The organism is Sanguibacter gelidistatuariae, from assembly GCF_900096585.1.
Classification (GTDB): Bacteria; Actinomycetota; Actinomycetes; order Actinomycetales; family Cellulomonadaceae; genus Sanguibacter; species Sanguibacter gelidistatuariae.
This window is the reverse complement of the sequence record NZ_FMYH01000005.1, coordinates 128,856-155,026: the sequence shown is the minus strand read 5'-3', so window position 1 is coordinate 155,026 and position 26,171 is coordinate 128,856. Positions and strand designations below refer to the sequence as shown.

General features: G+C 70.2%; 32 protein-coding genes. 19 read left to right on the top strand and 13 right to left on the bottom strand.

The window, feature by feature from the left end; genetic code table 11:
- Window positions 1-28 precede the first annotated feature (28 nt).
- Window positions 29-559 carry a hypothetical protein gene (locus BLQ50_RS12210; RefSeq protein WP_093184037.1) on the top strand — a complete coding sequence of 177 codons (531 nt, stop codon included), beginning with the start codon at window positions 29-31 and terminating at the stop codon, window positions 557-559.
- Between the two features lie 22 nt (window positions 560-581).
- Here BLQ50_RS12210 and BLQ50_RS12205 read toward each other — a convergent pair whose 3' ends face one another.
- Together BLQ50_RS12205 and BLQ50_RS12200 are read right to left on the bottom strand one after the other, a co-directional pair.
- Window positions 582-1,148 carry a hypothetical protein gene (locus BLQ50_RS12205; RefSeq protein WP_093184036.1) on the bottom strand — a complete coding sequence of 189 codons (567 nt, stop codon included), beginning with the start codon at window positions 1,146-1,148 and terminating at the stop codon, window positions 582-584.
- Between the two features lie 56 nt (window positions 1,149-1,204).
- Window positions 1,205-1,801: a TetR/AcrR family transcriptional regulator gene (locus BLQ50_RS12200; RefSeq protein WP_093184034.1), complete on the bottom strand. Its 597-nt coding sequence runs from the start codon at window positions 1,799-1,801 to the stop codon at window positions 1,205-1,207.
- Window positions 1,802-1,883: 82 nt separating this feature from the next.
- Here BLQ50_RS12200 and BLQ50_RS12195 point away from each other — a divergent pair, with 82 nt between their 5' ends.
- The 4 genes from BLQ50_RS12195 to BLQ50_RS12180 are packed head-to-tail and all read left to right on the top strand — an operon-like array spanning window position 1,884 to window position 6,980.
- Window positions 1,884-3,548, top strand: coding sequence for an ABC transporter substrate-binding protein (locus tag BLQ50_RS12195; RefSeq protein WP_093184032.1), 1,665 nt, complete (start codon window positions 1,884-1,886; stop codon window positions 3,546-3,548).
- A gap of 29 nt (window positions 3,549-3,577) precedes the next feature.
- Window positions 3,578-4,570: an ABC transporter permease gene (locus BLQ50_RS12190; RefSeq protein WP_093184030.1), complete on the top strand. Its 993-nt coding sequence runs from the start codon at window positions 3,578-3,580 to the stop codon at window positions 4,568-4,570.
- Window positions 4,567-5,397 (top strand): ABC transporter permease, encoded by an 831-nt coding sequence (locus BLQ50_RS12185; protein ID WP_093184029.1) that lies wholly within the window; start codon window positions 4,567-4,569, stop codon window positions 5,395-5,397. Before BLQ50_RS12190 ends, BLQ50_RS12185 begins: the two co-directional genes overlap by 4 nt.
- Complete coding sequence (locus tag BLQ50_RS12180) at window positions 5,394-6,980, top strand: ATP-binding cassette domain-containing protein (protein ID WP_093184027.1); 1,587 nt, start codon at window positions 5,394-5,396, stop codon at window positions 6,978-6,980. Before BLQ50_RS12185 ends, BLQ50_RS12180 begins: the two co-directional genes overlap by 4 nt.
- On the opposite strand, the gene BLQ50_RS12175 is transcribed toward BLQ50_RS12180, so the two are convergent.
- On the bottom strand, window positions 6,967-7,560 hold the full coding sequence (locus tag BLQ50_RS12175) for a CueP family metal-binding protein (protein WP_093184025.1): 594 nt from the start codon (window positions 7,558-7,560) through the stop codon (window positions 6,967-6,969). The genes BLQ50_RS12180 and BLQ50_RS12175 overlap by 14 nt on opposite strands.
- 177 nt (window positions 7,561-7,737) lie before the next feature.
- On the opposite strand from BLQ50_RS12175, the gene BLQ50_RS12170 reads away from it, so the two are divergent.
- From BLQ50_RS12170 to BLQ50_RS12160, 3 genes are all read left to right on the top strand, one after another.
- Window positions 7,738-7,965 (top strand): DUF2249 domain-containing protein, encoded by a 228-nt coding sequence (locus BLQ50_RS12170; RefSeq protein ID WP_093184024.1) that lies wholly within the window; start codon window positions 7,738-7,740, stop codon window positions 7,963-7,965.
- Between the two features lie 67 nt (window positions 7,966-8,032).
- A complete protein-coding gene (locus tag BLQ50_RS12165) occupies window positions 8,033-8,356 on the top strand; it encodes a hypothetical protein (RefSeq protein WP_093184022.1) in 324 nt (107 codons plus the stop codon).
- Entirely contained in the window at window positions 8,353-8,940 is a 588-nt protein-coding gene (locus BLQ50_RS12160; RefSeq protein ID WP_093184020.1) for a YdeI/OmpD-associated family protein, read from the top strand. The genes BLQ50_RS12165 and BLQ50_RS12160 overlap by 4 nt, the downstream gene beginning before the upstream one ends.
- An 18-nt stretch (window positions 8,941-8,958) precedes the next feature.
- Here BLQ50_RS12160 and BLQ50_RS12155 read toward each other — a convergent pair whose 3' ends face one another.
- Window positions 8,959-9,471, bottom strand: a complete 513-nt coding sequence (locus BLQ50_RS12155) for a MarR family winged helix-turn-helix transcriptional regulator (protein WP_245701169.1) — start codon at window positions 9,469-9,471, stop codon at window positions 8,959-8,961.
- 91 nt (window positions 9,472-9,562) lie between these two features.
- Between BLQ50_RS12155 and BLQ50_RS12150 the strand changes: the two genes are divergently transcribed.
- The 3 genes from BLQ50_RS12150 (at window position 9,563) to BLQ50_RS12140 (ending at window position 11,302) form a co-directional block, all read left to right on the top strand.
- On the top strand, window positions 9,563-10,264 hold the full coding sequence (locus tag BLQ50_RS12150) for an FMN-dependent NADH-azoreductase (RefSeq protein WP_093184017.1): 702 nt from the start codon (window positions 9,563-9,565) through the stop codon (window positions 10,262-10,264).
- 32 nt (window positions 10,265-10,296) lie between these two features.
- Window positions 10,297-10,920 carry an NADPH-dependent F420 reductase gene (locus BLQ50_RS12145; protein WP_093184015.1) on the top strand — a complete coding sequence of 208 codons (624 nt, stop codon included), beginning with the start codon at window positions 10,297-10,299 and terminating at the stop codon, window positions 10,918-10,920.
- Between the two features lie 121 nt (window positions 10,921-11,041).
- Window positions 11,042-11,302: a TetR-like C-terminal domain-containing protein gene (locus BLQ50_RS12140; protein WP_093184014.1), complete on the top strand. Its 261-nt coding sequence runs from the start codon at window positions 11,042-11,044 to the stop codon at window positions 11,300-11,302.
- Here the strand turns inward: BLQ50_RS12140 and BLQ50_RS12135 are convergent.
- The 3 genes from BLQ50_RS12135 to BLQ50_RS18840 are packed head-to-tail and all read right to left on the bottom strand — an operon-like array spanning window position 11,299 to window position 12,493.
- The gene (locus BLQ50_RS12135) at window positions 11,299-11,688 is read right to left on the bottom strand and encodes a VOC family protein (RefSeq protein ID WP_093184012.1); all 390 of its coding nucleotides are present in this window, start codon (window positions 11,686-11,688) and stop codon (window positions 11,299-11,301) included. The two genes, BLQ50_RS12140 and BLQ50_RS12135, sit on opposite strands and share 4 nt — an antisense overlap.
- A 28-nt stretch (window positions 11,689-11,716) precedes the next feature.
- Window positions 11,717-12,091, bottom strand: a complete 375-nt coding sequence (gene rhuM, locus BLQ50_RS18845) for a RhuM family protein (RefSeq protein WP_217629171.1) — start codon at window positions 12,089-12,091, stop codon at window positions 11,717-11,719.
- A 15-nt stretch (window positions 12,092-12,106) separates the two neighbouring features.
- A complete protein-coding gene (locus BLQ50_RS18840) occupies window positions 12,107-12,493 on the bottom strand; it encodes a virulence RhuM family protein (RefSeq protein WP_217629165.1) in 387 nt (128 codons plus the stop codon).
- A gap of 230 nt (window positions 12,494-12,723) precedes the next feature.
- Between BLQ50_RS18840 and BLQ50_RS12125 the strand changes: the two genes are divergently transcribed.
- The 3 genes from BLQ50_RS12125 (at window position 12,724) to BLQ50_RS12115 (ending at window position 14,162) form a co-directional block, all read left to right on the top strand.
- On the top strand, window positions 12,724-13,311 hold the full coding sequence (locus tag BLQ50_RS12125; RefSeq protein WP_093184011.1) for a dihydrofolate reductase family protein: 588 nt from the start codon (window positions 12,724-12,726) through the stop codon (window positions 13,309-13,311).
- A gap of 85 nt (window positions 13,312-13,396) precedes the next feature.
- Window positions 13,397-13,864 carry a hypothetical protein gene (locus tag BLQ50_RS12120; protein ID WP_093184009.1) on the top strand — a complete coding sequence of 156 codons (468 nt, stop codon included), beginning with the start codon at window positions 13,397-13,399 and terminating at the stop codon, window positions 13,862-13,864.
- A complete protein-coding gene (locus BLQ50_RS12115; protein WP_093184008.1) occupies window positions 13,857-14,162 on the top strand; it encodes a transcriptional regulator in 306 nt (101 codons plus the stop codon). Before BLQ50_RS12120 ends, BLQ50_RS12115 begins: the two co-directional genes overlap by 8 nt.
- Window positions 14,163-14,340: 178 nt before the next feature.
- Here BLQ50_RS12115 and BLQ50_RS12105 read toward each other — a convergent pair whose 3' ends face one another.
- From BLQ50_RS12105 to BLQ50_RS12090, 3 genes are all read right to left on the bottom strand, one after another.
- Window positions 14,341-14,652 (bottom strand): hypothetical protein, encoded by a 312-nt coding sequence (locus BLQ50_RS12105; protein ID WP_093184005.1) that lies wholly within the window; start codon window positions 14,650-14,652, stop codon window positions 14,341-14,343.
- A gap of 169 nt (window positions 14,653-14,821) precedes the next feature.
- Window positions 14,822-15,160: a HepT-like ribonuclease domain-containing protein gene (locus tag BLQ50_RS12095; RefSeq protein ID WP_093184003.1), complete on the bottom strand. Its 339-nt coding sequence runs from the start codon at window positions 15,158-15,160 to the stop codon at window positions 14,822-14,824.
- On the bottom strand, window positions 15,157-15,711 hold the full coding sequence (locus BLQ50_RS12090; RefSeq protein ID WP_245701167.1) for an XRE family transcriptional regulator: 555 nt from the start codon (window positions 15,709-15,711) through the stop codon (window positions 15,157-15,159). The genes BLQ50_RS12095 and BLQ50_RS12090 overlap by 4 nt, the downstream gene beginning before the upstream one ends.
- A gap of 118 nt (window positions 15,712-15,829) precedes the next feature.
- Between BLQ50_RS12090 and BLQ50_RS12085 the strand changes: the two genes are divergently transcribed.
- On the top strand, window positions 15,830-16,267 hold the full coding sequence (locus BLQ50_RS12085; protein ID WP_175559114.1) for an HNH endonuclease: 438 nt from the start codon (window positions 15,830-15,832) through the stop codon (window positions 16,265-16,267).
- Between the two features lie 27 nt (window positions 16,268-16,294).
- On the opposite strand, the gene BLQ50_RS12080 is transcribed toward BLQ50_RS12085, so the two are convergent.
- The 3 genes from BLQ50_RS12080 to BLQ50_RS12070 form a co-directional block, all read right to left on the bottom strand.
- Window positions 16,295-16,648 carry a cupin domain-containing protein gene (locus BLQ50_RS12080; RefSeq protein ID WP_217629164.1) on the bottom strand — a complete coding sequence of 118 codons (354 nt, stop codon included), beginning with the start codon at window positions 16,646-16,648 and terminating at the stop codon, window positions 16,295-16,297.
- A gap of 114 nt (window positions 16,649-16,762) precedes the next feature.
- On the bottom strand, window positions 16,763-16,993 hold the full coding sequence (locus BLQ50_RS12075) for a hypothetical protein (protein WP_093183998.1): 231 nt from the start codon (window positions 16,991-16,993) through the stop codon (window positions 16,763-16,765).
- Window positions 16,994-17,061: 68 nt separating this feature from the next.
- Window positions 17,062-18,546, bottom strand: a complete 1,485-nt coding sequence (locus tag BLQ50_RS12070; RefSeq protein ID WP_245701165.1) for a SulP family inorganic anion transporter — start codon at window positions 18,544-18,546, stop codon at window positions 17,062-17,064.
- Between the two features lie 133 nt (window positions 18,547-18,679).
- Between BLQ50_RS12070 and glgX the strand changes: the two genes are divergently transcribed.
- The 4 genes from glgX (at window position 18,680) to BLQ50_RS12050 (ending at window position 26,171) form a co-directional block, all read left to right on the top strand.
- A complete protein-coding gene (glgX, locus tag BLQ50_RS12065) occupies window positions 18,680-20,845 on the top strand; it encodes a glycogen debranching protein GlgX (protein ID WP_093183995.1) in 2,166 nt (721 codons plus the stop codon).
- Between the two features lie 12 nt (window positions 20,846-20,857).
- Complete coding sequence (treY, locus tag BLQ50_RS12060; RefSeq protein WP_093183994.1) at window positions 20,858-23,392, top strand: malto-oligosyltrehalose synthase; 2,535 nt, start codon at window positions 20,858-20,860, stop codon at window positions 23,390-23,392.
- The gene (treZ, locus tag BLQ50_RS12055) at window positions 23,389-25,185 is read left to right on the top strand and encodes a malto-oligosyltrehalose trehalohydrolase (protein WP_093183993.1); all 1,797 of its coding nucleotides are present in this window, start codon (window positions 23,389-23,391) and stop codon (window positions 25,183-25,185) included. Before treY ends, treZ begins: the two co-directional genes overlap by 4 nt.
- An 80-nt stretch (window positions 25,186-25,265) precedes the next feature.
- Window positions 25,266-26,171: a PPK2 family polyphosphate kinase gene (locus BLQ50_RS12050; RefSeq protein ID WP_093183992.1), complete on the top strand. Its 906-nt coding sequence runs from the start codon at window positions 25,266-25,268 to the stop codon at window positions 26,169-26,171.

Here is a 26,171-nt window from a genome sequence, read left to right as displayed (position 1 = left end):
CGACGGACCCCCTCGGAAGGACCCACTCGTGCCCACATCCCGACTCCCGCTCGCTGCGGTCATCGCGGCCACCTGCCTCCTGGTGACGACCGCGTGCACGGCTGCCCCCGCCCCGTCCCCGACCCCATCCCCGACCCCGAGCGAGTCGTCCTCGGCGACGACCGGAACGATGACGGGGACCCTCACGTTCGCCAACGGCTCGCTCCCCCCGCCCGGGCACTACGAGCTCGACCTTGAGGTCACCGCGGATGAGTTCACCCTGACCTGGTATGGGTACGACGACGAGGTGGGTCACGTCTCTGGTGTGCCGATCGACCTGCCCGGCGCCCTGACGATCCTCGACGAGTCGGGCCTGCTCGCCGGCGACGACGACACCGGTGGCTGTGACGGCGGGGCCAGCGCACGCCTGGACCTGGAGGTCGACGGGCAGCGCATCAGATCCGAGGCGGGGACGTGTGGAGGCGAAGGCGGAGCGGGCGACGTCCGGGCTGCCATCGAAGCGATCGCCGGAGCGGACGCCGTCTCCGGCGCGGTCGAGGACGTGAAGGCGAGCTCGTAGCCGACGGCCCCTCGACTCCTGGTCAGGGGATGTCGAGCGGATCGACGAGCAGGCCGACCCGTTCGTCGACGTAGGCCACAAGCTCGCGGGACGCGCCGTCACCGAGGGCGGCATTCCACCGCACCCTGACTGTCCCGTCCGGCGCGAGAAACACCGGCCCGGCACCCGCCTGCAGGCCGGGCATGGTCAGGTCGAGCACGGACCACGCGTGGTTGACGGTCTCCCCCGGTGCGAACTTCCCGCGCAGGGCCGCGGCACGCAGATCGCGGCGGTCTTCGGCCGACTGCGACTGATAGTTGCGCACGCCCGCCTCGTGGGCCCGCACGATCGCGCCGGTCGCGTACAGGGTCCCGTCCCGTCCGAGCATGAGCGCCCCGAGCCGCCAGGCCCGGGCGACCGGCCGCAGGACCGGGGGCCGGGTCAAGCCCAGGAGCTTGCGCCCGTCGACGTACTCCGCGAGCGCCTCGTCCCGGGCGCCCGCGGCAGCCAGACGGCGAATGGCTTGGTCGAGGGCTTCGCGGACACCGGTGATGACCAGGTCGCTGTCGGGGCTGGCAGTGCTGTCGGGGCTGGTCTCGCTCGCGCTCATCCGACCATCATCACGCGTCCACGGGGGAGGCAGGGGCCCGGCACAGTCAGGCACTGTCAGGGCAGCGCGTCGTAGATCGGAACCAGCGCGGCGTCGAGCACGTCGAGCAGCGACGTTCGCGTGGCCCCCGCGCGTGACCACGCCCCGACTGCGGCGACGAGCGCCCCGGCGTAGGCGGCCCCGGCAACCTCGGCGTGCAACGGCTCGACCCCGTTCGCGACGGCGAAGCGCGCCACGACCACCCCGACGTCGCTCCCACGGAGGGCTGCCGCGCGTCGGAGCTCGTCAGTGAGCCCCATCGGCTCGGCGTTGATGAAGGCGAGCGCGACGTTGCCGGGCGGGAGCGCGGACGCGACCGACCGCAGTGCCGCGCGGACCTTCGCCCCGACCGCGTCGTCGGCCATCGACTCGTGGAGCAATGCCTCGAGCCCGGCGACGCCCGCGTCAAAGGCGGACCACAACAGGTCGCTCTTCGCGGCGAAGTAGTTGAAGAAGGTGTTGCGACTCACACCGGCCCGCGCTGTGATGTCCGCCACGGAGGTGGCCGCATATCCGCGCTCGAGGAAGAGCTCACCGGCCGCTTCTTCAAGGATCTCGCGGGAAGACGCGCGCGGGCGCCCGGCTGTGCGGGTCGTCGGAGGCGGTTGGCTCATGACCTGATGGTAGACACCTCACTGCTCGGGACACCTATTGTGGGACGCAGTCCAACAACTGTGCGAACCCACCAGGAGAACCATGCTCGCCGCCCGACGCGCCACCACTGCGCGCGCGACCACCCGGCGCCGCGCCGTAGTCGCCGCGCTCGTCCCCGCCGTCCTCGTGCTCGCCTCGTGCAGCAACGACACCTCCGTAGCGAGCGGCGCACCGCAGGACGGCGGCACGCTCGTCTACGCGACCGGCGACGCCGAGCCCAGCTGCCTCGACCCGCATGTCGGCGGCAACTACCCGCAGGCGCTGCTCACCACCCAGGTGCTCGAGCCCCTCGTGGGGCGCGACGCCGACGGTGAGATCCTGCCCTGGCTCGCCGTGAGCTGGAACGTCAGCGACGACGCGCTCACCTGGGACTTCACCCTCGCCGACGACGTGACCTTCACCGACGGGACCCCCTTCGACGCCGAGGCCGTCAAGGTGAACGTCGCCCACCTCCAGGATCCCGCGACCGGGTCCTCGACCGGCTACCTCGCGCTTGCGAAGGTCACCGGCGTCGAGGTCGTCGACGCGACCCACGCGCGCTTCCACCTGAGCGAGCCGGACTCGGCCCTGCTCGAGTCGCTCAGCCAGCAGTGGACCGCGATCGAGTCCCCGACCGGGATCGCCCGGGGCACGGACGCCAACTGCCAAGCACCGGTGGGCACCGGGCCGTTCGTCGTCGAGAGCTGGACGCCCCAGCAGCAGGTCGACCTCGTCCGCAACGACGGCTACACGACCGTGGCACCTGAGGCCAAGCACGCCGGCGTGGCCTACCTGGACCGCATCGTCTGGCGCTTCATCCCCGACGCCGCGACGCGCTACGCCGCGCTCCAGTCCGGCGAGGTCCAGGTCATCGACAACCCCCAGCCCGACGCGATCGCGGCCGCCCGCGCCGGCGGCGACATCACCGACGTCGACGCGCCCCGCCCCGGCTCGGTCAACCGCATCGAGCTCAACTCCGGCCAGGCGCCTTTCGACGACATCCGCGTCCGCGAGGCCTTCGTCCGCGCGGCCGACGTCGACCCCGGCATCGAGACCCTCTATGCAGGTACGGTCGCACGCTCCTACTCCCCGCTCTCGAGCAGCGAACCGCTCGCCACCTCGGACGACTCGCTCTTCGGGACCGACGCCGACGCCGCGAACGCCCTCCTCGACGCGGCCGGCTGGACCGGGCGCGACGGCGACGGATACCGCACCAAGGACGGCCAGCGCCTGACGCTGCGCTTCCCGGTGAGCACCAACCAGTCCGTCGCCGCAGAGCAGTCGCTCTTCGAGCAGATCCAGGCCAACGCGCGCGGCGTCGGCTTCGAGGTGATCATCACCCCGCTCGACCTGAGCGGCTGGTACGGCGCCCTCGCCGCGAACGAATATGAGATCGTCAGCGCCCCGTACACGAAGGTCGGCCCAGACGTGCTGCGCATCCTCTACCACTCGAGCGGCATCACGCCCGCCCCGAGCGGGTACTTCGCCAACCACGCGAAGATCGCCGACCCGGACCTGGACGACGTCCTCGACCGCGCAGCTGCAACCACCGACCAGACTGAGCGCGCCGAGCTCTATGCCCAGGCCCAGCAGACCGTCCTCGACGGCTTCTACATCCTGCCGCTCTATGACCAGCAGAACCACTTCCTGGTCCGCGGCGCGACCGGGACCCGGACCCTGCACACGGTCTCTACCCCGACCTTCCTCGACACCCGTCTCGCCTTCTAGGACCGACCAGGCCCCATGAGCATCGCCGTATGAGCATCTTCCGCTGGGCCGCCGGTCGGCTTGGAGCCGCGGCCCTCGTCGCCTGGGTCGTCACGACGGTCGTGTTCTTCGCCCTGCGCGCCGCGGGCGGAGACCCGACCGAGGCGATCCTCGGCGGCCCCGGCTCGCAGGCCGGCGAGGATGCAGTCGCCCAGGCGCGGTCCGACTACGGCCTGGACCGGCCGCTGATCGTGCAGTACCTCGTGCAGATGCGGCGGATCCTCACATTCCAGCTCGGCGACTCCTATGCCCGCAAGCAGCCGGTCGCCGAGCTCATCGGCGCCCAGCTGGGCTCGACCATGCTCCTCGCGGTCTGCGCCCTCGCGCTCGCCTGGGTGATCGCCCTGTCGGTCGCGACCCTGGCAACCCGCGCGCAGGGCGTGCTGGGCCGGGTCGTCTCGGGGTTGGTGCAGGCCGGTGAGGTCACGGCGACGGTCATGCCGCACTTCTGGCTCGGCGCCGTCCTCATCCTGGTCTTCTCCTCCACGCTCGGCTGGTTCCCGGCCACGAGCGTCGGAGCGTCGCCGGCCGGCCTGGTGCTGCCCGTAGTCACCCTGGCGATACCGACAGCCGGCTTCCTCGGGCAGGTGATGCGCGACGGCCTCGACGAGGCTGCGGCCTCGCCCTTCGCGACGACGGCCCGTGCCCGCGGTGCGTCCGAGTCGCGCATCCTGTGGCGACACTCCCTGCGCCACGCGGCGCTCCCGGCGATCTCGCTGTCCGGGTGGTCCTTCGGCTCGCTGCTCAGCGGTGCCGTCGTCGTCGAGTCGCTCTTCGGTCGCCCGGGGCTGGGCCGGTTGCTGCTGGACGCGACGAGCACGCGCGACGTGCCCGTCGTCGTCGGATCCGTCCTCGTCGTCGCCCTCACCTACACGGTCGTCACGACGATGGCCGACGGCGTGGAACGCCTCGTCGATCCGCGTCCGCGCGGCGCGGACCGCGCCACCGACCGAACCCTCCGCGCCGAGGCGGCGATCGTATGACCGCGACCACCACCCGCCCTGCGCGCCTGCGCGCACTCGGAGTCACCGGGGCCTTCGCCCTCGTGTTCATCCTCCTCATGGTCGTGGCGGCCGTGTGGCCCACCCTGTTTGCACCGGGCGACCCCGACGCGATCGACCCCCGCGCCGCCTTCACCGCCCCCGGCCTCGCACACTGGTTCGGGACCGACGAGTCCGGCCGCGACGTCTTCACGCGGGTGGTCCACGGGACGCGCCAGTCGCTGGGCATCGGCGCGGCGGCGACGGCCATCGGCGTCGGCCTCGCCCTCGTCATCGGGCTGCTCGCCGGCCTCGGGCCTCGACGTCTTGATGCAGCGCTGAGCCGCGTGATCGAGGTGCTCTTCGCCCTGCCCTCGCTCGTGCTCGCGCTCCTGCTCGTGGCGGTCATGGGCAAAGGGGTCACGCCGACGCTCATCGCGGTCGGCCTGGCGACCGCGCCGGGGTACGCGCGCATCCTGCGGTCGCAGGTCCGTTCCGTGGCCGGCAGCGCGTACGTCGAGGCAGCGCGCCTCGAGGGCCAACCCGCGCTCCTCGTCTTTGGTCGGCATGTCGCCCCGAACACGCTCTGGCCACTCGTCGCGATCGCGACCCTCGGCGTCGGGCAGGCGATCGTGTGGGTCTCGGCGCTGAGCTTCCTCGGTCTTGGCGCGCTCCCGCCGTCGCCCGAGTGGGGGGCGATGGTCAACGGCGGCCGCGTCTACCTGGTCCGGGCGTGGTGGCTCACGCTCGCCCCCGGCCTGGCGATCACGCTCACGGCCGCGGCGCTCACGGTCCTCGGCCGGCGGCTCGGACGGGTGGCTGCCGCATGAGCATCGACGAGACTCTTGCCCTCGACATCCGCGGCCTGCGCGTCTCCTTCGCCGGTGTCGGCGAGGTGCTGCGTGGCGTCGACCTGACCGTCGCGCCGGGCGAGTGCGTCGCCGTCGTCGGGGAGTCCGGGTCGGGAAAGTCGGTCCTCGTGCGGTCCGTGCTCGGCCTCGCCTCCGAGGGCGGCAGCACCGCCCTGGTGAGCGCCGACCGCTTCACCGTGGGCAGGACGGACACCCGCCGCCTCTCGGCCCGCGGCTGGCGGGCACTGCGGGGCGCGGGCGTCGGGCTCGTGCTGCAGGACGCGCTCGCCTCGCTCGACCCGCTGCGCACGATCGGCGCCGAGGTCGGCGAGACCCTAGCGCTGCGCAAGGTCCCACGGGCGCAGCGCCGCGAGCGCGTCCTGCGCGCCCTGGAGGCCGCGGGCCTGGACTCCCCCGAGCTGCGCTTCGTCCAGCGCCCGGGCCAGCTCTCCGGCGGCATGCGCCAGCGCGCCCTCATCGCGTCGGCGCTCGTCGCCGCGCCGCCCCTGCTCGTCCTCGACGAGCCGACGACGGCCCTCGACGCGACCGTCGCCGCGCGCGTCCTGGACACCCTGGCCGCCCTGCGTGACGCCGGGACAGCGCTGCTCCTGATCAGCCACGACCTCGCGGCCGTCGCGCAGATCGCCGACCGCGTCGTGGTGCTCGACGACGGCGCCGTCGTCGAGCACGGCCCCATCGCGCGGGTGCTCATGGCGCCCGAGCACCCCACGACCCGCCGACTCGTGGACGCCGTGCCGCACGGACCCAAGCCCGGACCCGCGCCCGCTTTGGGACCGGTCATGCTGTCCGCCCGTGGGGTGTCCCGGACGTTCCCCACCCCGGGCGGGGGCCACGTCCGGGCGGTCGACAACGTCGATCTCGACCTGCGCCGCGGCGAGGTGCTCGGCCTGGTCGGGGAGTCCGGCTCGGGCAAGACGACGCTCGCGCGCCTCCTGCTCGCCGCCGACCTGCCCGACGCCGGTGACATCACCCTCGACGGGGAGCCGTGGAGCGGAGCGACCCATCGGGGCCGTCTGGGACGCCGCCACCAGGTCCAGCTCGTCCCGCAGGACCCACTCGCCTCCTTCGACCCCCGGTTCACCGCCGGGAGGATCCTGCGCGAGGCGCTGGCCCGTGGCCGGTCGACGTCGAGCCCCGCTGAGCTCCTCGACGCTGTCCGCCTGCCTCACTCGGTGCTCGGTCGCCGCCCCCGGAGCCTGTCGGGCGGTCAGCGGCAACGACTCGCGATCGCCCGCGCGCTGGCCCTGGAACCCGATGTGCTCGTGTGCGACGAACCGGTCTCCGCCCTCGATGTGACCGTCCAGGCGGAGATCCTCGACCTGCTTGTCGGCCTGCAGCGCAGCCGGGCCCTCTCGATGGTCTTTGTCTCCCACGACCTCGCGGTCGTGCGCCGGGTCTGCGACACGGTCCTGGTCATGCGCGAGGGGCGGGTCGTCGAACGCGGGCCGGTCGAGGAGGTGTTCGCCGAGCCGCAGCATCCCTTCACGCGGGAGCTGCTCGCGGCGCGGCGGAGTGCGGGACCAGCCCTCAGACGAGCTTGAGCGTCGTCAGGCAGGTGGCGCTGTCGGCGTTCGTGCTGATCGGGGACTCGACGGACTTCCCGTCGTGGGTGACCGTGAGGGTCCCCGTCATGTCCCGGGGCAGCCACAGACCGACGAAGCCATTGTCGTAGGTCGTCTTCTGCTCGTCGATGAGCGTCTGACCGGTCGCATCGTCGGTGACCGTGATCTGCAGGTCCGCCCCGGCCAGCTCCCCCTGGCAGGTCGTCAGGGAGTGGAAGAAGCAGTCGTGCGTCTGGTCGACATACGGCGCGATCGAGACGTAGAACCCGTCGGTCGGCATGTCGAGCGTCGTCTCGCGCCCATCAGCCGACAGCAGCAGCTCGTCCGCCCGGATCGAGGCCATGAGGGCTGACGGGCGCTCGGAACCGCCGAGAGGGTCCAGGTGCTCGATGGCCTCGCGCGCGTCCATGCCAGTGAGGTCGAAGTCCGCGAGCAGGGCGGGGGCGTCCTGGGCGGTCGTCGAGGAATCCGGCGACAGGGATGCACCGTCGGTCGTCGCACACCCCGCGAGGGGGACGGACACGGCGACGGCAAGGGCGAGGAGAAGTCGGGTCTTCATGGCGTCCATCCTCTCCGGCGCCCGGCGCCGAGCGGGGGATGAAGGTCCTTGGCGTTCCTGCCGCGAGCCCTAGGTCCTATTTTCACGGCTCGTTCCGTGGATATCGTCAAGGTGTCATCGGCCGCTGGCCTACCCGAAAACCGCACACCGCTCGTTCCCGCCACGAAAGGTCCCACCATGAACGACCCGATTCTCGACGTCCGCACCGAGGTGCCCGCCCGGCGCCACGAGCTCATCCTGTCCACCTACCACGCCCTCGCCGCCGGCGAAGGCTACGTCCTGGTCAACGACCACGACCCGAAGCCGCTGTACTACCAGTTCGCGGCCGAGTACCCCGACCAGTTCACATGGGACTACCAGGCCGAAGGGCCCGTGGAGTGGCGCGTGCGCATCGGGCGCCCCTGACGCGATCGCCGGTGCACACGGGGCGCGTCGCTTGGGCACCCGCGCCCGTCGCCATAGTCTCGGGGCTATGACTCCCTCACCGATCCCCTCGTCCGTCCTCACCGCAGCGGGCCTCGTCGGCGGCTACGCGACCGCCCGGTTCACCGGCGTCCGCCCGCTCGGGGGTGCCGTGCTCGCGGCGGCCGGCGTCGCCGCCGGGCGGACCTGGGTGCGCGCCGGTGTCCCGCAGACTGCCGCGCTTGCCGTCATCTACTTCGGTGCCTTCGGCCTCTCCCACCCGCTCGCGAAGAAGATCGGCGCCTGGCCCTCCGTGCTGACCGCCGCAGCGCTGGCGGGCTGCGCCTCGCACATCCTCGCGGACTCAGTCGTCGCGCAGGACTCCCGCGGATGAGCGAGGCTCCGGAGCCGTTTGTCGTCGCGGACACGGCCGCGTGGCGGGCGTGGCTCGATGCGCACGAGGAGGAGACGGTGGGCGTGTGGCTCATGCTCGCCAAGAAGGGCACGACGGCGCCGACCACGCTCACCTATGCCCAGGCGCTCGACGAGGCACTGTGCTCGGGATGGATCGACGGACAGAAACGGTCCTACGACGCCGCCATGTTTCTGCAGCGCTTCACGCCTCGGCGGCCGCGGTCGATCTGGTCGGCCCGCAACGTTGAGCACGTGGCGCGGCTCGAGGCCGAAGGTCGCATGCGGGCGAGAGGTCTCGCCGAGGTCGCCGCTGCCCAGGCCGACGGACGCTGGGACCGCGCCTACGCCGGATCGGCGACCGCCGAGGTGCCCGACGACCTCACCGCGGCACTGGCCGCCTCCCCCACCGCAGTCGCGGCGTTCGAGGGGCTCGACGCGGCCAACCGGTACGCGGTCCTGCACCCGATCATCACGGCACCGAACGAGACCACGCGGGCGCGGCGTCGAGACAAGCTCGTCGCGATGCTCGCGGCGGGGGACGTGCCGCACCCGCGGCCGCTGTAGCTCAGCAGCAGTCGCTGATCACCCAGGGAGTTCCAGCGCTTCGGCGACAGTGGCAGCGGTGATGACTCGGGCGGCGTCGCCGAGCGCCGCGAGCTGCTCCGCCGTCAGCACGTCGACGACAAGCCGACGCGCTTCGCGGACGTGACCCGGCGCTACCGCCTCGAGCTTGGCGAGGCCTGCGTCAGTGAGCCGCGCGCTGGTGCGCCGAACAGTGGGATCGGTGCCGCTGCGCCGCTCAACCCATCCGGCCCGTTCGAGACGAGTGATCGCATGGGAGAGGCGCGACAGGGATCCCTGGGTCGATTCGGCTAGGTCGCTGAGCCCAACAGTGTGGTCGGGCGCGTTGGACAGGAGCGCCAGCACTTGATACTCGTACGAGTTCACGCCCGCATCGCGTTTGAGCTGCGCATCGAGCGCCGGCGGCAAGGTCGCCAACAAGCCGACGAGCGCCAGCCAGTCGCGCATCTGGTCGGGCGACAGCCACGGCACGTCATCCGGGGCCGCGGTCTCGCTGGTGCTGTCGGTGCTCACAGCAGGAATCCTATCCCACTTGAACATTCAAGCCGCGAGTTGTAGTCTCGACTTGAACGTTCAATTCGACCTTATCCACCAGGAGATCCACATGTCCCTACTCCGCATCGACGCCAGCATCCAGGGTGAGCGCTCCGCCAGCGGCGCCCTCGCCGACCTCGTCATCGACGAGGTCATCAGCGCCCACCCCGACATGCCGGTCGTGCGCCGCCACCTCGGCCAGGACCCGCTGCCGGCAGGCGCCTGGTCTGATGCTGTCTCCGGCGGCGCCACCCCCGAGGAGGACCGCACTCCCGCTCAGCGCGAGGCGCTCGCCACCGCTGTGCAGGTCGCCACAGAGTTGCAGCAGGCGACGATCGCTGTTCTCGCACTGCCGCTCTACAACTTCGGTGTCTCGCAGCACGTGAAGGCCTGGATCGACCTTGTGATCGCCGGCACGCCGCAGGGCGCCCGCCTGCTCGAGGGCACGCCGACCGTCCTGGTCACCACCCGCGGCGGCGCCTACGGCCCTGGCACCCCGCGCGAGGGCTGGGACCACAACACCGACTACCTGCGTCGGATCCTCGTAGACATCTGGGGCGCGGATCTCACGGTGGTCGAGCGCGAGTTCACCCTCGTCGGCGTGAACCCGGCTCTCGACCAGTTCACAGACCTCGCCGCAGCGATCCGGACGGAGGCGGAGCAGGCAGCAGTCGACGCTGGTGCCATGCTCGGTCTAGAGGTCGCTGCCCTTGCGGGCAGCGTTCGCAACCATGGGGGCCAAGGCGCACCCCAGCTCACCTCAGCTCCCTGATGCTCCACACATACGACGGAGGAACACCCATCATGACCACCACCACGATTAGCATCATCGGCTCGGGCAACATGGCCACCGCTATCGGCACACGGGCGGCGAAGCACGGCCACACCGTCGAGCTCATGAGCCGCAACACCGCCAAGGCTCAGGCGCTCGCCGACCAGATCGGCAACGGTGCCACCGTCGGCGCGTTCGGCGCACGGCCGGCGGGTGACATCGTCATCCTGGCCGTCTTGCACGCCGGCGCGGTCGACGTCGTCGCGCACTACGGCGATGCGCTGGCCGGCAAGATCCTCGTCGACATCACCAACCCGTTCAACGCCGACGCCAATGGGCTCGTGACTACCCCAGGCAGTTCGGTGGCCCAGCAGATCGCCGCAGTCGCCCCCGAGAGCGCACACGTCGTGAAGGCGCTGAACACGGTCTTCGGCCATGTCCTTGCTCACGACAAGCCCCTGGACGCGTTCTTTGCCGGCGACAGCACCGAGGCGAAGGCACGTGTCGCGGCGCTTCTGGAGAGCTTGGGCATGCGGGCCCTCGACGCAGGAGGGCTCGAGATGACCTACGCCCTTGAATGGGCCGGCATCCTCCTGATGGGCCTGGCACGCAACGGCGCCGGCTTCGACATCACCTTGGGAGTCGAAGCCCAGTGAACCCTTCTAGGTCTGGGCCCGCTGCGTCGTCCTGCCCGCCCAGGCCTAGCTGCGCGAGGCGCCCCAGCAGCCCTCCCCCGAGTTCTCCGAAGAACGTTTCCGGCTCCGGCTGCGGCTCGCCATGTCCGACGCCGCGCTCGCTCGGGCGTACTGGGGCTCGCACGTCTCCCGCCGCCGCAGCGCGATGGTGGCGCTCTTGCAGGCCGGGATCGACCGGGGTGACCTGCGAGCCGACATCGACATCGACGCGTGCATCGACCTCATCAACGGGGTGCTCTACTACCAGGTGGTCGTGCGCGGAGCGAGCCTGTCCGACGCCGACGTCGTCGCGCGCTGCCGGGAAGGCATCCGGGTGGCGTGGCGCGGGATGGCCCGGATCTAGCTCGCCGGCCCGATGATCTGGATGAGGTTCCCGCAGGTGTCGTCGAAGACCGCCGTCGTGTACGGCCCCGCGGTGGCCGGCTCCCGAGTGAAACGCACGCCCAGACCCGTGAGGCGGGTGTACTCGGCCTGGACGTCGTCGACGGTGAACTGCGTGAACGGGATGCCGTCGGCCACGAGCGCGTCCTTGAACGGCTTGGCCGCCGGGTGCCCGCTCGGTTCGAGCAGCAGCTCGGTGCCGTCGGGGTCCTGCGGAGAGACGACGGTCAGCCACCGGTCGGTGCCGAGCGGGACGTCGTGCCGCTTCACGAAGCCGAGCACGTCGGTGTAGAAGCGTTCCGCCTTCTCCTGGTCGTCGACCAGCACACTCGTCAGGGTGATTCTCATGGTCGCCTGCCTGTTCCCAGTTCGTCCGTCATGGCTTCTTCCCCTCAACCGTACGTTGCACACGCGTGACCGACTCGAGGTAGGCGGATTCGACATCGGTAGGCTGAGCACTCACTTTCTCCCGATACTTTGCGTACTCGTCCTCGGCCTTCGCCACAGCTTGTTGGTGGCTGACAGCTCCTGCGCCTGCAAGCGTCGGGGCATCCATCGCGACGAGCAACCGATCAAGGTGCACGAGCCAGTCCTTCATCTGGGTGACGTCATGGTTCTGCGCGCGAAACTCTGCGGCATCGAAGTACGCGGAGACGAGCGTGTTGAGCTTCTTGATCTCTGTCTCGTCGAGGTAGTTCTTCGCGACCGATATCTCAGCCTTGACCGGCCGAACGCCCGCAAAGGTCGTCAGTCCATGTTGGGTTGCTCAGCATCTGCTCTCGCTGCTGCGGATGTCCCGGATCCGGTCGAGGAGCTCTCGCCAGTAGGAACCTCCACCGAGGTTCTTGAGCTTCGCGTCATCCATCGTGAAGCCTTTGACGAGATACTCGCGCAGTCGCTCAGTGGCCCAGATGCGGAACTGCGTCGCCACCGCTGACCGGACCCGGTATCCGAGGGAGATGATGAGGTCAAGGTTGTAGTGCGGCATAGATCGGGTGACCTGGCGAGTGCCCTCGGTCCGAACCTGTCGGAAGTCCCGACAGGTTGCCTCCTCCGCGAGTTCGCCCTCGGCAAAGATGTTCTGGATGTGCTCGACGACGTTGGTGCGCGAGGTCTGGAACAGGTCAGCGAGCTGCTGCTGACTGAGCCACATCGTCTCCTCCTCGAGACGCACCTCCACCGACGGCTGGCCGCCGTCCCTTCGATAGACAATCACCTCACCACCGGGTCGATCACTCACTTCAGGCCCCTCCCAGGTCCGCCGCGATCAGTGGGGATCGAGGTCGAGTCTCACGGTACCGGGCACCACCGACGCTCGTCGGCCCCGATGTGCCTACCATCGTTGTAGCGCCCGATCATGACCAGATCGCCAAGGGGATCAATATGTCGGCTCGTTTTGTGTACTGGATGAACGTCTCGCTCGACCTGAGGATCGAGCACGCCGTCGACGAGCAGGGTGGCGGGAGCTGGATGCGCATCGGCGAGACGCTGCACCGCGAGTTCAACGCGCAGGCGCGAGCGATGACGCTCTCCGTCGAGGGCCGCAAGATCTACGAGACGATGGAGACGTTCTGGCCGGCGGCCGCCGGCGACGAGAGCCTGCCCGACTTCCTCCGCGAGTACGGGCAGATCTGGACGTCGACGCCGAAGCTGCTGGTGTCCCGCACCCGCACGAGCGCGCAGTACAACACCCGGATCGTCGGGGGCGACGACGCGATCGGCGAGCTGGCGAGGATCCGGGCGGAGGGGGACGGCAACATCGGAGTTGGCGGGGCCACGCTCGCGACACAGCTGCTGCGAGCGGGACTCCTCGACGAGCTCCTGCTCTTCACCCACCCCGTCGTCCTGGGGTCCGGGCGGCCGCTGTTCGACGCTCCGGTGGAACCTGTCGAGCTCGACCTCATCGAGCAGCTTTCCTTCGAGCGCGGCGTGACGATGCACCGGTACGCGGTCCGCGGCGCTCACAGTTGAGCGACGACCCACGATCAATACGGCTACGTCGCTCGACCCTCTGATGACTTGCCGAGTTGGAAACACATCTATAGACATTTCCAATGTGGAAAGTAACCTAGGTCAAGCTGATCGTGACGAAGCCTCGGATGCGCTGAACATCTTGTCGGCGGACCGGGAGCGCCTGGCGGAGCACGTCCAAGCGCCATGGGCGTTGCTGGCAGCATTCGGCGCCCTGAGTGCGTGGGTGGTCGGCGCGGCAGCAACCGCCGATCCGGGGGCGAACTACGAACCGTCCTCAACCGCCTGGCTCGCCGTGCTCGGCGCCCTTGTTGTCGCACATCTCGTGCAACATGAGACCGGCATTTGCTTCCGCACCATGGGCGCCCGTGCCATCTGGGCAATGATCGGCATCCTTGCTGCGTGCCTCATACTCTTCAGCGTCTCCCTGGGCCTGGTGTCACTCAGCATGCGTTGGGCGGTCGTGCTGACCACTTTGGCTGCCTTCGGGATCACAACGTGGTTGGCTGGCGTCGCCTATCAATCCGCGGCGGAGAATCTGCGCCGTGAATGACGCGCGTTTCGACGAGACCATCCATGCACCCTTGAGACTGCGCATCTGCGGGCTGCTCCGCCAGGTCGACTCCCTCGACTTCGCCGTACTACGAGACACCCTGGAGGTCTCAGATGCCACGTTGTCCAAGCACGTCAAGACCCTGACCGTTGCCGGCTACGTCTCGTCCCGCAAGACTGCATCGGCCGGCCGTGGCGACGCACGGAGAGTCATGTGGCTGTCCCTCACCCGCGACGGGCAGGCCGCCTTCGACGCCCATGTCCGTGCATTGCAGGAGATCGCCAGCCCTCGTCGCTGACGTCTAAGCGACGTCGGGGCGCGTCATCAGCGGCGACCGCAGGTGCACCATGAGGTCCGAGCGGGTGAGGGGCACGGTGGTCCCCGCCGCAAGCGCCGTCCCTACGTCGGCGTCAACTGTGAGCCGGACTGGTGCGGGCTGGTGATCCGTGACGAAGGTGTTGCCCTGCCAGGCGCCGCTAGCGCACCGGGCGGACAAGAGCGACGCTTTCCTGCCACCTCGTGTGGCCGACGTCGACCTCGAAGAGCGACCCGAACCGTATGACCCACCCGCGGTCAGCCGGCTCGACGGTCACTGGCATGCGGTCGGGCAGGGCCGAGTCCTCAGCGGAGGCGTCAAGTGTCGTGGTGACGGTGCCCTGCGGGCCGGCCGAGCGCGGCGCCAGCGGGATGGACAGGCTCCGCAGCCGGTGGGCGAGGGCGTCGTCGTCGAGCATGGTTCCCGGGTGATTGATGCCCGGGAGTAGGCAGTCCCAGATGGCGTCGAGCACATCCTGAGCTTTCCGGATCTGCTTCGAGGACCTCGGCCTGCGCCGTGTGCCGGCCCACTGTTTCGCCGACAACGCAGCGTCCTGGCACCCAATGGAACGTGGCGGGATGCGCCGAGAGCTGCACACGGTGCGCGACGCGACGCGACGCGGGAACCGGGTGCCCTCACTCCTAGCCTGGCAGGATCGCAACGACGATCGCCGGGAACTGCACGGAGATCGCCTGCCACAGAATCTCCTCGTCGGTGCCGTCGTAGTCGTGTGCGATGAAGTTGCGAACGGCTCGGATGCCGCGCCAGTCGACCTCGGGGTGCGCCTGCCGAAAGAGCTCGGGGAGCCTGTCGGCCGCAGCCGACAGATCGACGAGGAGAGACCTGGCGATGCGGCGTTGATCGTCGTCGTCCGGGTCGATGAATCGGTCGTGGCCGCGGTCGACGACGCGCCGAGCGGTGACGGCAAACCTTGCAATGCTCGCAAGGATCGTCGGCGTGCGATCGAGGTCTCCTGTCACAGCGCCACGGCCGCCTCACGGATGCGGTCCATCACGGGGCCGTGGCCGCGGTCGGAGACCACGTCGACGCGGATCCCGAGCAGCTCCTCAACCTCAGCCATGAACCCAGCCAGGTCGAATACCGATGCCTCTGGGCCGGGGTGAACGAGCAGGTCGACGTCCGAGCCAGCACCGGCGTCGCCCCTTGCGACCGATCCAAACACCCGGACGTCACTGAGCCGCCGGCCCTCTGCCGCGCGGATGATCAACTCCCTAGCGACACGAAGACGCTCGAATGTCGGAATGTTCAGCACCCCGTCGAGGCGCTCGAGGGTCGCAGCCGCCGGGGCACGCCGACCGCTCTCGTAGGCGGCGATGTTCGGTTGCGGCACTCCGGAGCGCAGCGCGAGGTCCCGCTGAGACAGCCCGGCGTCTTGTCGCCGCCGCCGCAGCGTCTCACTGATGTGTGTCACACCCATACCAACACGATAGCGCGGCGATATCGGATGAACTAGCAGCAGCCCGGTGCCATCAGGGGCCTGCGGGGAGACGGTGCCGCGGAACGGGTCCAAGGTGACCACCTTCACCCCGGCGCAGAACGCCTTACCGCGGCCGGTCAGCCAGTCCCCGAACACCTTCCCGGTGCGCCCGAGGACCAGGTCCAGGAGTCGGGCATGGATCGCGGGTCCTGTGGTCACCCCGACGTGGACCCCGCAGACCCTCGAAGCGCGCCTGCGCGCCGGGTACGCGACCTGGGAGGACGGCACCGGCCCCATCCCCGACGCGGTCCTGAGACGCATCGCCTGCGACGGGGAGATCACCCGGATCATCTTCGGACCCGACTCCCAGATCCTCAACATCTCCCGCACGAAACGCACGTTCACGAAGGAACATCGCCGCGCCATCGTCGCCCGCGACCGGCACTGCGTCTGGGAGGGGTGTGACGCGCCACCGAACGTCTGCGAGATCCACCACGCCATCCGCCACTGGGCCGACGGCGGAGAGACCACGCCCTCCAACGGGGCACTGCTCTGCAGGCACCACCACCACCGCGTCGACGGCGAGAACATCGCCATGACCTACAACAACGGCTGGCACGTCAACACACCCGACAGCTACCAGGCCTGAAGCCCAAGGCACAGGCGGTAGGTGGACCTAGGCGGTAGCCGCTGCCCAGTTCGCCGCGCCGTACCAGTCCACGACGACGACCGGCTCGTCTCCGACCACCCAGGCGTCATGCCCCTCGGGCAGGCTCGTCACATCACCCGGACCTGCGACGAACTCGGCCCCGGAGTCCATCTTGATCGCGATCGTCCCGGACACGTGGTACTGGAAGTGCGGCGCCTGACAGCTATCCGTGCCGGCGATCGGTTTGATGTCCTGGGACCAGCGCCAGCCCGGCTGCAGGACGAGCCGTGAGATCACAGAGTCGCCCACCCTGAGGATCTCCCCCCGCCCGTGCGGGAACTCCCGAACCTCGCTGGGGGCGTCGAAACTCTCGTGCTCCACCGTCTGCATGGTTCTCACCTTCTTCGTCGATGTGATGTCTCCATTGTCTCCCCACCCGGTCCACAAGGATCGGGCGGGGAGACAACTTCATCGATCGAGAGGGCGCGGTGGGTTCTAGATCTCCTCCGGTGCGTCCCAGTCGTGCCCGGCGAGGATCGCGTCGCCCTTGGGTCGACGCTCGGGCTCACGCAAGGACTTCGGGGCGCGGCTCGCGTCGCCGCCCGAGAGGACGTCACCCATCCCAGGCTGGTCGGCGTCGTGATAGCGCGCGTCGGGCACGGTCGGGACCGGGGTCGCACCACGGCGACGGGTCGATGCATCGGGCTGCGGCGTGTTGGACGTCATGCCCCATGACACCAAACTCTCGGCGCTTGCGCCAGAGGGCGAGCGCAGCCCGCGCGAGACGAGCCCGGTCAGCCCGCCCCGAGGTGACCGGCCAGGCGCGAGTGGATCCGTGCGCTCTCGGGGTTGAATCCCACGATCGACGTGGTGCACCCGTGGCGGGTGTACTTCGTCTCGATCGAGTCCAGGGCCGCCACGCTCGAGGCGTCCCACACATGCGCCGCGGCCAGGTCGATGACCACGGTCGTGGGGTCGTGGGCGTAGTCGAACTGGCTGAACAGGTCGTTGCTCGAGGCGAAGAACAGCTCCCCCACGACCTCGTAGCGCACCGACGCGCCGTCGTCGGACAGGGTGCGACTCACCTCCACGACATGCGCGACGCGGCGGGCGAAGAGCACCGCCGCCGTGAGCACCCCGGCCACCACGCCGATCGCGAGGTTGTGCGTGACGACCACGAGGGCGACCGTGACGGCCATGACGGTCGTCTCGCTCTTGGGCATCCGGCGCAGCGTGGAGGGCCGGATCGAGTGCCAGTCGAAGGTCGCCACGCACACCATCATCATGACGGCGACGAGCGCGGCCATCGGGATGAGCCCGACCAGGTCACCGAGCCCGACGACGAGCACAAGCAGGAACACCCCCGCGAGGAAGGTCGACAGGCGGGTGCGCGCGCCGGCAATCTTCACGTTGACCATCGTCTGGCCGATCATCGCGCAGCCACCCATGCCGCCGAAGAACCCGGTGATGATGTTCGCGGCGCCCTGGCCCCATGCCTCACGGGTCTTGTTCGACCCGGTGTCCGTGACGTCGTCGACCAGCTTCGCGGTGAGCAGGGACTCCAGCAGCCCGACGACGGCCATCGCCAGCGCGTAGGGCGCGATGACCCGCAGGGTGTCGAGGGTGAGCGGGACGTCGGGCAGGAAGAGCGTGGGCAGGGAGTCGGGCAGGGCGCCCTTGTCGCCCACCGTGGGCACCGTGATCCCAGAGGCGACGACGGCCGCGGTCACCAGGACGATGGCCACGAGCGGACCGGGCACGAGCGTTGTGAGCCGGGGCAGCATCACGATGATCGCCACACCTGCCGCTACCAGGGGGTAGACCGCCCACGGCACGTGGGTGAGCTCGGGCAGCTGGGCGAGCAGGACGAGGATCGAGAGACCGTTGACAAATCCGACCATGACCGAGCGCGGGATGAACCGCAGCAGTCTGGCCACGCCGCAGACCGCGAGCGCCACCTGGATCAGCCCGGCGAGGATGACGCAGGCCACGAGGTAGTCAAGACCGTGGGAGGCCATGAGCGGGGCGATGACGAGGGCCACGGCACCGGTCGCGGCCGAGATCATGGCCGGCCGGCCGCCCAGGAAGGCGATCGACACCGCCATGGTGAAGGCCGCGAAGATCCCCACGCGCGGGTCCACGCCGGCGATGACGGAGAAGGCGAGCGCCTCGGGGATGAGAGCGAGGGCGACCACAAGACCGCCGAGGACCTCGGTGCGCAGCGCGCGGGGGCTGCGCAGGGCGGCGCGCACGGAGGTCGGGGGTGGGGTGGGGGTCACGAGGGACCAGGATACCGGGGGCTCGTGTCGATCCCATGACTTTCCCCCGAGATCTCGGCGTTTTGACCCGGGATGGGGAAAGTCGTCACGCACAACACGAGACTCCGACACGTTCGTGGTGCAGTCTGTCTTCATGCAGACGTGGCCTGGACATCCTTATCCGCTGGGTGCGACCTTCTCTGGGAGCGGCACGAACTTCGCCATCTTCTCCGAGGTGGCCGAGCGCATCGAGCTGTGCCTCTTCGACGCCGATGGCGTGGAGACCCGGGTCGAGCTGACCGAGGTGGACTCCTTCGTCTGGCACGCCTACCTCCCGTCTGTGCAGCCGGGCCAGCTCTACGGATTCCGGGTGCACGGGCCCTATGACCCCGCCCTGGGGCAGCGCTGCAACCCCGCCAAGCTGCTGCTCGACCCCTATGCCAAGGCGATCTCCGGGGACGTCGACGGGGACCAGAGCCTGTTCTCCTACACCTTTGGCTCCCCCGACGTCCGCAACGACGACGACTCCGCGGCGCACACCATGAAGTCCGTCGTGATCAACCCGTTCTTCGACTGGGGCCATGACCGGCCGCCGAACCACGAGTATCACGAGAGCGTGATCTACGAGGCGCACGTGCGGGGGATGACCAAGCTGCACCCCGGAATCCCGGAGGAGCTGCGCGGGACGTACGCGGGCATGGCCCACCCGGCCGTGATCGCGCACCTGACCGAGCTCGGCGTCACGGCCGTCGAGCTCATGCCGGTGCACCAGTTCGTCAACGACTCGACCCTCGTGGCCAAGGGTCTGAGCAACTACTGGGGCTACAACACGATCGGCTTCTTCGCCCCGCACAACCGCTACTCCTCCTCCGGGAGCGACGGCCAGCAGGTTCAGGAGTTCAAGGCGCTCGTCAAGGCCTTGCACGACGCCGACATCGAGGTCATCCTGGACGTCGTCTACAACCACACCGCCGAGGGCAACCACCTCGGCCCGACGCTGAGCTTCCGGGGCATCGACAACGCCGCCTACTACCGCCTGGTCGACGACGCCCCCGAGCACTACTTCGACACGACCGGCACCGGCAACTCCCTGCTCATGCGCCACCCACACGTGCTCCAGCTCATCATGGACTCGCTGCGGTACTGGGTGACCGAGATGCACGTCGACGGCTTCCGCTTCGACCTCGCCTCGACCCTGGCCCGCCAGTTCCACGAGGTGGACCGGCTCTCCGCCTTCTTCGACCTCGTCCACCAGGACCCGGTCGTCAGCCAGGTCAAGCTCATCGCCGAGCCGTGGGACCTGGGCGACGGCGGCTACCAGGTGGGAGGGTTCCCGTCCCTGTGGAGCGAGTGGAACGGGAAGTACCGCGACACAGTCCGCGACTTCTGGCGGGGCGTGCCCTCGACTCTCGCGGAGTTCGCGAGCCGGATCACCGGATCCTCGGACCTCTACGAGCACACCGGGCGCAAGCCGATCTCCTCGATCAACTTTGTCATCGCCCACGACGGTTTCACCCTCGCCGACCTCGTCTCCTACAACGACAAGCACAACGAGGCCAACGGCGAGGGCAACAACGACGGCGAGAGCGACAACCGGTCGTGGAACTGCGGCGTGGAGGGTCCCACGGACGACCCGGTCATCACCCGGCTGCGCCGCCAGGCCCAGCGCAACTACCTCGCGACGCTCCTGCTGTCCCAGGGCGTGCCGATGATCGCCCACGGCGACGAGATCGGACGGACCCAGCAGGGCAACAACAACGTCTACTGCCAGGACAACGAGCTGGCCTGGATGGACTGGGACCTCGACCAAGCCGACGAGGACCTGCTGCGGTTCACCCAGCAGCTCGTCCAGCTGCGCCTGCGCCACCCGGTGCTGCGGCGTCGGCGCTTCTTCGCCGGTGACCACGACTGGTCCGACGACGAGCTCGGGGACATCGCCTGGCTCAATGTGGACGGGGAGCACATGCGCGACGAGGAGTGGGAGGAGGGCTACGCACGCTCGGTCGCGATGTTCCTCAACGGCGAGGCGATCGACGAGCCGGACCAACGCGGCGAGCGCATCGTCGACGACAGCTTCCTGCTGTTCTTCAACGCCCACGACGACCAGCTCGACTTCACGGTGCCAGGCACGGCATTCGGGGCAGAGTGGGCCGTCGTCTTCGACACCGCGCACCCACCCGAGGACGTCGCGCCCGTGGTGCCGGCCACGAGCCGGGTCGAGCTGCCCACGGTCGCCTCGCAGACGATCATGGCCGGCGCGACGCGGATGGTCGAGGCGAGGAGCATGGTGCTGCTCACCCGGGCACCGCTGGAGAGCTAGAAAAGGAGCGACATGGAGCACGAGTCCGAACGGGCGGGCGACCGCCGCTTCCCCGCGCCCGGACGGCCCACTCCGCTGTCCACCTATCGGCTCCAGCTCGGCGCGGACCTGACGTTCGACGACGTCCGCGCCAGGCTGGACTACTACGTCACGCTCGGCGCGACGCACCTGTACCTGTCCCCCGTGCTCACCGCGGCCCCGGGGTCCACCCACGGCTACGACGTCGTCGACCACTCGACGGTGAGCGAGGTCTTAGGCGGGCGAGCCGGGCTGGACCGCCTGGCCGCGAGCGCCCGGGCGAGCGGGCTGGGCCTCGTCCTGGACATCGTCCCGAACCACATGGCCTTGCCCACGCCCGCCTGGCACAACGCGGCCCTGTGGTCGGTCCTGACCCTCGGCCCCGAGTCCCCCTACGCCTCGTGGTTCGACATCGACTTCGCGACCGGGGATGGGGCGATCCTCATGCCGGTCCTCGGCGCCCGGATCGGCGACGTGCTCGCCGTGGGCGAGCTGACCCTGGACATTATCGACGTGCCCGGCGTCGGCGAGACCCAGGTGCTGCGCTATCACGAGCATGTGTTCCCCCTCCGGGAGGGCACCGAGTCGCTGCCGCTCATCGAGCTCGTCGATCGCCAGCACTACCGCCTCGCGCACTGGCGGGTCGGTGACGAGGAGCTCAACTACCGTCGGTTCTTCGACGTCGGCACGCTCGTGGCGGTCCGGGTCGAGGACCCCGTTGTCTTCGACCAGACCCATGCCCTCATCCTCGAGCTGCTCGAGGCCGGGGTGATCGACGGCCTGCGGATCGACCACCCGGACGGCCTGGCAGACCCGGCCGGGTATCTGGCCCGGCTGAGCGAGCGCTCGGGCGGGGCATGGGTCGTCGTCGAGAAGATCCTCGCCGGTGAGGAAGAGGTGCCCCGGGACTGGGTGACGATGGGCACCACGGGGTACGAGGGGCTGTGGCGGGTGCAGTCCACGTTCATGGAGCCGGCCGGGGAGGCCCGGCTGGCGAGCCTCATGCACCGCGTGACCGGCGACGAGGGCGACAGCCTGCCCGCGCTGATCGACGTGTCCAAACGCGAGGTGATCTCCGGTCCGCTCTACGCCGAGGTGCACCGCCTGACCGACCTCGCGGCGGAGATCTGCCGCGAGGACCTGCGCCTGCGCGACCACACCTGGCGGGCCTTGCACGAGTGCCTGACCGTGCTGCTCGTGTGCTTCGACCGGTACCGGGCGTACGTGGTCCCCGGGGAGGTGACCTCCCGCGAGGCCCTGCTGGCGATGGGCACCGCGGCCGCGGCCGCCCGCACGCACCTGGACACCGAGCGCGCCCAGACCCTCGACGTGCTCGTGGAGCTGCTGCTGGGCCGGGAGGTCGGCAGCGCCGGGCGCCGACGCGAGGCCCGCCGCGACGAGCTCGTCGTCCGGTTCCAGCAGGTCTGCGGGGCGGTCATGGCCAAGGGCGTCGAGGACACCGCCTTCTACCGCTGGACTCACCTGACATCCCTGTGCGAGGTAGGCGGCGAGCCGAGCCGGTTCGCGCTCTCCCAGGACGACTTCCACGCCTTCGCCGCCCACCTCGTCGCGCACTCTCCCGCGGCCCTGACCACCGGGTCCACCCACGACACCAAGCGCAGCGAGGACACCCGCGCGGCCCTCGGTGTGCTCTCCGAGATGGCCGAGGAGTGGGCCGAGCTGGTCGGGGAGCTACGCGCTCGGTCGGCCCGCTCCCGCAGCGCGCTCGTGGACGGGCGCACCGAGAACCTGCTGTGGCAGACGATCGCGGGCACCTGGTCGCCGGCCGGTGGTCCGGACGGGGTGGGTTCACCGATCAACTTCGACCGCCTCGAGCAGTACCTGCGCAAGGCGACCCGCGAGGCCAAGACCCGCACGTCCTGGACGCACCCGGACGACTCCTACGAGGAGGCCGTGCTCGCCCTCGCCGGCTGGGTTCTCAAGGACCCGCAGAGCCTGGCCCTGTACGAGGCGTGGGCCCGGCGCACCGCGCCGGCCGTGCGCGCGGCGGTCCTGGGCACCAAGCTCGTGCGGCTGACCATGCCAGGGGTGGCCGACGTGTACCAGGGCAGCGAGACCTTCGCACCGACCCTGGTCGACCCGGACAACCGGCAGAGCATCGACGCCGGGGCGCTGGGCAGGCGCCTGGACCGGCTCGACGACGGCGCCCGGCCGCGTGACCTCGCCGACGAGAAGCTGTGGGTGACGTCGCGGGCGCTCCGGGTCCGGCGCGGCGATCCGGGCGCGTTCCTGGGGCCCGAGGCCGGGTATCGTCCGCTGGCCGCGTCGTCGGGCGCCGCGCTCGCCTTCGCCCGGACCGAGCGTGGCGAGGCCACGGCGGTCACCGTCGCGACCCGCGGGGCGGTCCGGCTGCAGCGACTGGGCGGGTGGGGCGAGCACACGCTCGTGCTGCCCGAGGGGCGCTGGCTGGACGTGCTCACCGGGCGTGCAGTGGCCGGCGGGGAGCAGCCGGTCGCCGAGCTGCTCGATGCGCTCCCGGTTGCGCTCATGGTCCGCGAAGACTCATGACCTCACCGGCGAGCCCTTCGGTGTGGGCGCCGGGCGCGCGCACGGTCGCCCTCGTGATCCCCACCGCGGCGGTCTTCTCCGCCTCGGACGCGTGGGTGCCGATGGTCCCTGACGCATCGCGACCGGGCTGGTGGTCGCCGCCGCAACCGGCCGACCTGGCCGACGACGCCGGCCGCTATGGCTTCAGCGTCGACGGCGGGCCTCCCCGCCCCGACCCACGCAGCGCCCGTCAGCCCGACGGCGTGCACGGGCCCAGCCAGCTCGTCGACACGGGCGCCTACGTGTGGACCGACCACGCCTGGGCCGGCCGAGCCGTGCCCGGCGCGGTCCTCTACGAGCTGCACGTGGGGACGTTCACCTCCGCCGGGACCCTCGACGCCGCGATCGAGCGTCTGGGGCACCTGCGCGACCTCGGCGTCGACATGGTCGAGCTCATGCCCGTCGCGGCCTTCGACGGCCACCACGGCTGGGGCTACGACGGGGTCCACCCCTTCGCGGTCCATGAGCCCTATGGCGGGCCGGACGCGCTCGCCCGCTTCGTCGACGCCGCGCATGCCCTGGGTCTCGCGGTCGCGCTCGACGTCGTCTACAACCACCTCGGTCCCAGCGGCAGCTACGTCCAGACCTTCGGCCCGTACTTCACCGATGATCACCCCACGCCCTGGGGCCAGGGCATCAACGTCGACGGCGCCGGCAGCGGCGAGGTGCGCCGGTGGGTGATCGACAACGCCGTGCGGTGGCTGCGGGACTTCCACGTCGACGCCCTGCGCCTGGACGCCGTGCACGAGATCGTCGACGACTCCCCCGTGCACGTGCTCGCCGAGCTCTCCGAGACGGTCGCCGCCCTGGCCGTCGAGCTGGGCCGCCCGCTCGGCCTGATCGCCGAGTCGGACGCGAACGACCCGGCCACGGTCACCCCCGTCGCCGCGGGCGGCCTGGGCATGACCGCACAGTGGGCCGACGACGTCCACCACGCCGTCCACGCGCTCCTCACCGGCGAGCGCCAGGGCTACTACGCCGACTTCGGGTCCCCCGCCGTCCTCGCCCGCGCGCTCACCGACGTCTTTGTGCACGACGGCGGCTGGTCCACCTTCCGTGGGCGGCCGTGGGGGCGGCCTGTCCCGGACGAGATGGACGGCCACCGCTTCGTGGTGTTCTCCTGCGACCACGACCAGGTCGGCAACCGCGCGCTCGGGGACCGGCCCGGCTCCCGTGAGGGTGGGCGCGACCTCGACCTCGTGGCGATCTCGGCGGCGCTCGTGCTGACCTCGGCGTGCACCCCCATGCTCTTCATGGGCGAGGAGTGGGGCGCGAGCACCCCGTGGCTGTACTTCACCGACTTCCCAGACCCCGATCTCGCCCGGACGGTCACCCGCGGCCGGCGGGAGGAGTTCGCCGGTCACGGGTGGGACACCGGCACCGTCCCGGACCCCCAGGACCGCGGGACCTTCGAGCGCAGCGTGCTCAACTGGTCCGAGCCGCAGGATCCGCGCCGCGCGGCCCTGGTCTCCTGGCACCGCAGGCTCATCGAGCTGCGCCGCACGGTGCCCGACCTCGCCTCCGGAGACCGCAGCGCCGTGCACGTCGAGGCACTCCCCGCGCCCGGGGAAGGCCTGCTGCTCGTGGGGCGCGGATCGGTCACCGTCGCGGTGAACCTGAGTCCGACGCCGCGACACATGGCCCTGACCAGCGGTGGCAGAAGCGGTGTCGGGGTCCTTGCTGCCTGGGGGCAGGTCAAGCTCGCGGGAAGCACGCTCATCGTGCCCGGTCGCGGCGTCGCCGTGGTCGGCTAGCATCGCAAAGACGCACCCACCGCAGGCCAGAGCACCCTTACGCCCCGTCACCGCAGACGAGGCGCCCGTCCGGAGGCACGATGTCCAAGTCCAAGTCTTCACAGTCCTCGAAGTCGTCGAAGTCCTCGAAGTCGAAGAAGCCCAAGGCCGCCCGCGGCTGGGCGGAGCCGGCTGATCTGGCGCTGCGCCCCCAGCCGCTCGCCGGGCTCGAGTGCGCCTCGACCCCAGGGTGGACGGGCGACCGCGCCGCCGCCGAGGCCCAGCTGGCCGCGAACGGGGCCGCGCTGTCGGAGCTCCAGGAGAAGCTCTTCGCGGACGGCCGGTCGGGAGGCACCCGGTCCGTGCTGCTCGTGCTGCAGGGCATGGACACCTCCGGCAAGGGCGGGATCGTCCGGCACGTGATCGGTCAGGTGGACCCCCAGGGCGTGATGCACCGGTCCTTCGGGGTTCCCACCGACGCCGAACGCAAGCACAACTACCTCTGGCGGATCAGGAACGCCCTCCCCCGCCCCGGCTACATCGGGGTGTTCGACCGCTCCCACTACGAGGACGTGCTCGTGGCGAGAGTCAACGAGCTGGTGCCGCCCGAGGTGTGGGGCAAGAGGTACGAGGAGATCAATGCCTTCGAGGCCAAGGTCGCCGCCGCGGGCACCCGGATCGTCAAGGTCGCACTCGTCGTCTCCGCGCAGGAGCAGAAGGCGCGCCTGCGCGAACGCCTCACCCGGAAAGACAAGTTCTGGAAGTACAACCCGAGCGACATCGACGAGCGGGCGAAGTGGCCCGCCTACCGCGAGGCCTACCAGGCGGTCCTCGATCGCACGAGCACCGACACCGCGCCCTGGCACGTCGTCCCGGCGGACCGCAAGTGGTTCGCCCGGCTGGCCGTGTCCCAGCTCCTGCTCGACGCTCTGACCGATCTTGACCTCGGCTGGCCGCCGCCGAGCTTCGACGTCAAGGCCGAGAAGGCGCGCCTCGAGAAGGCCTGA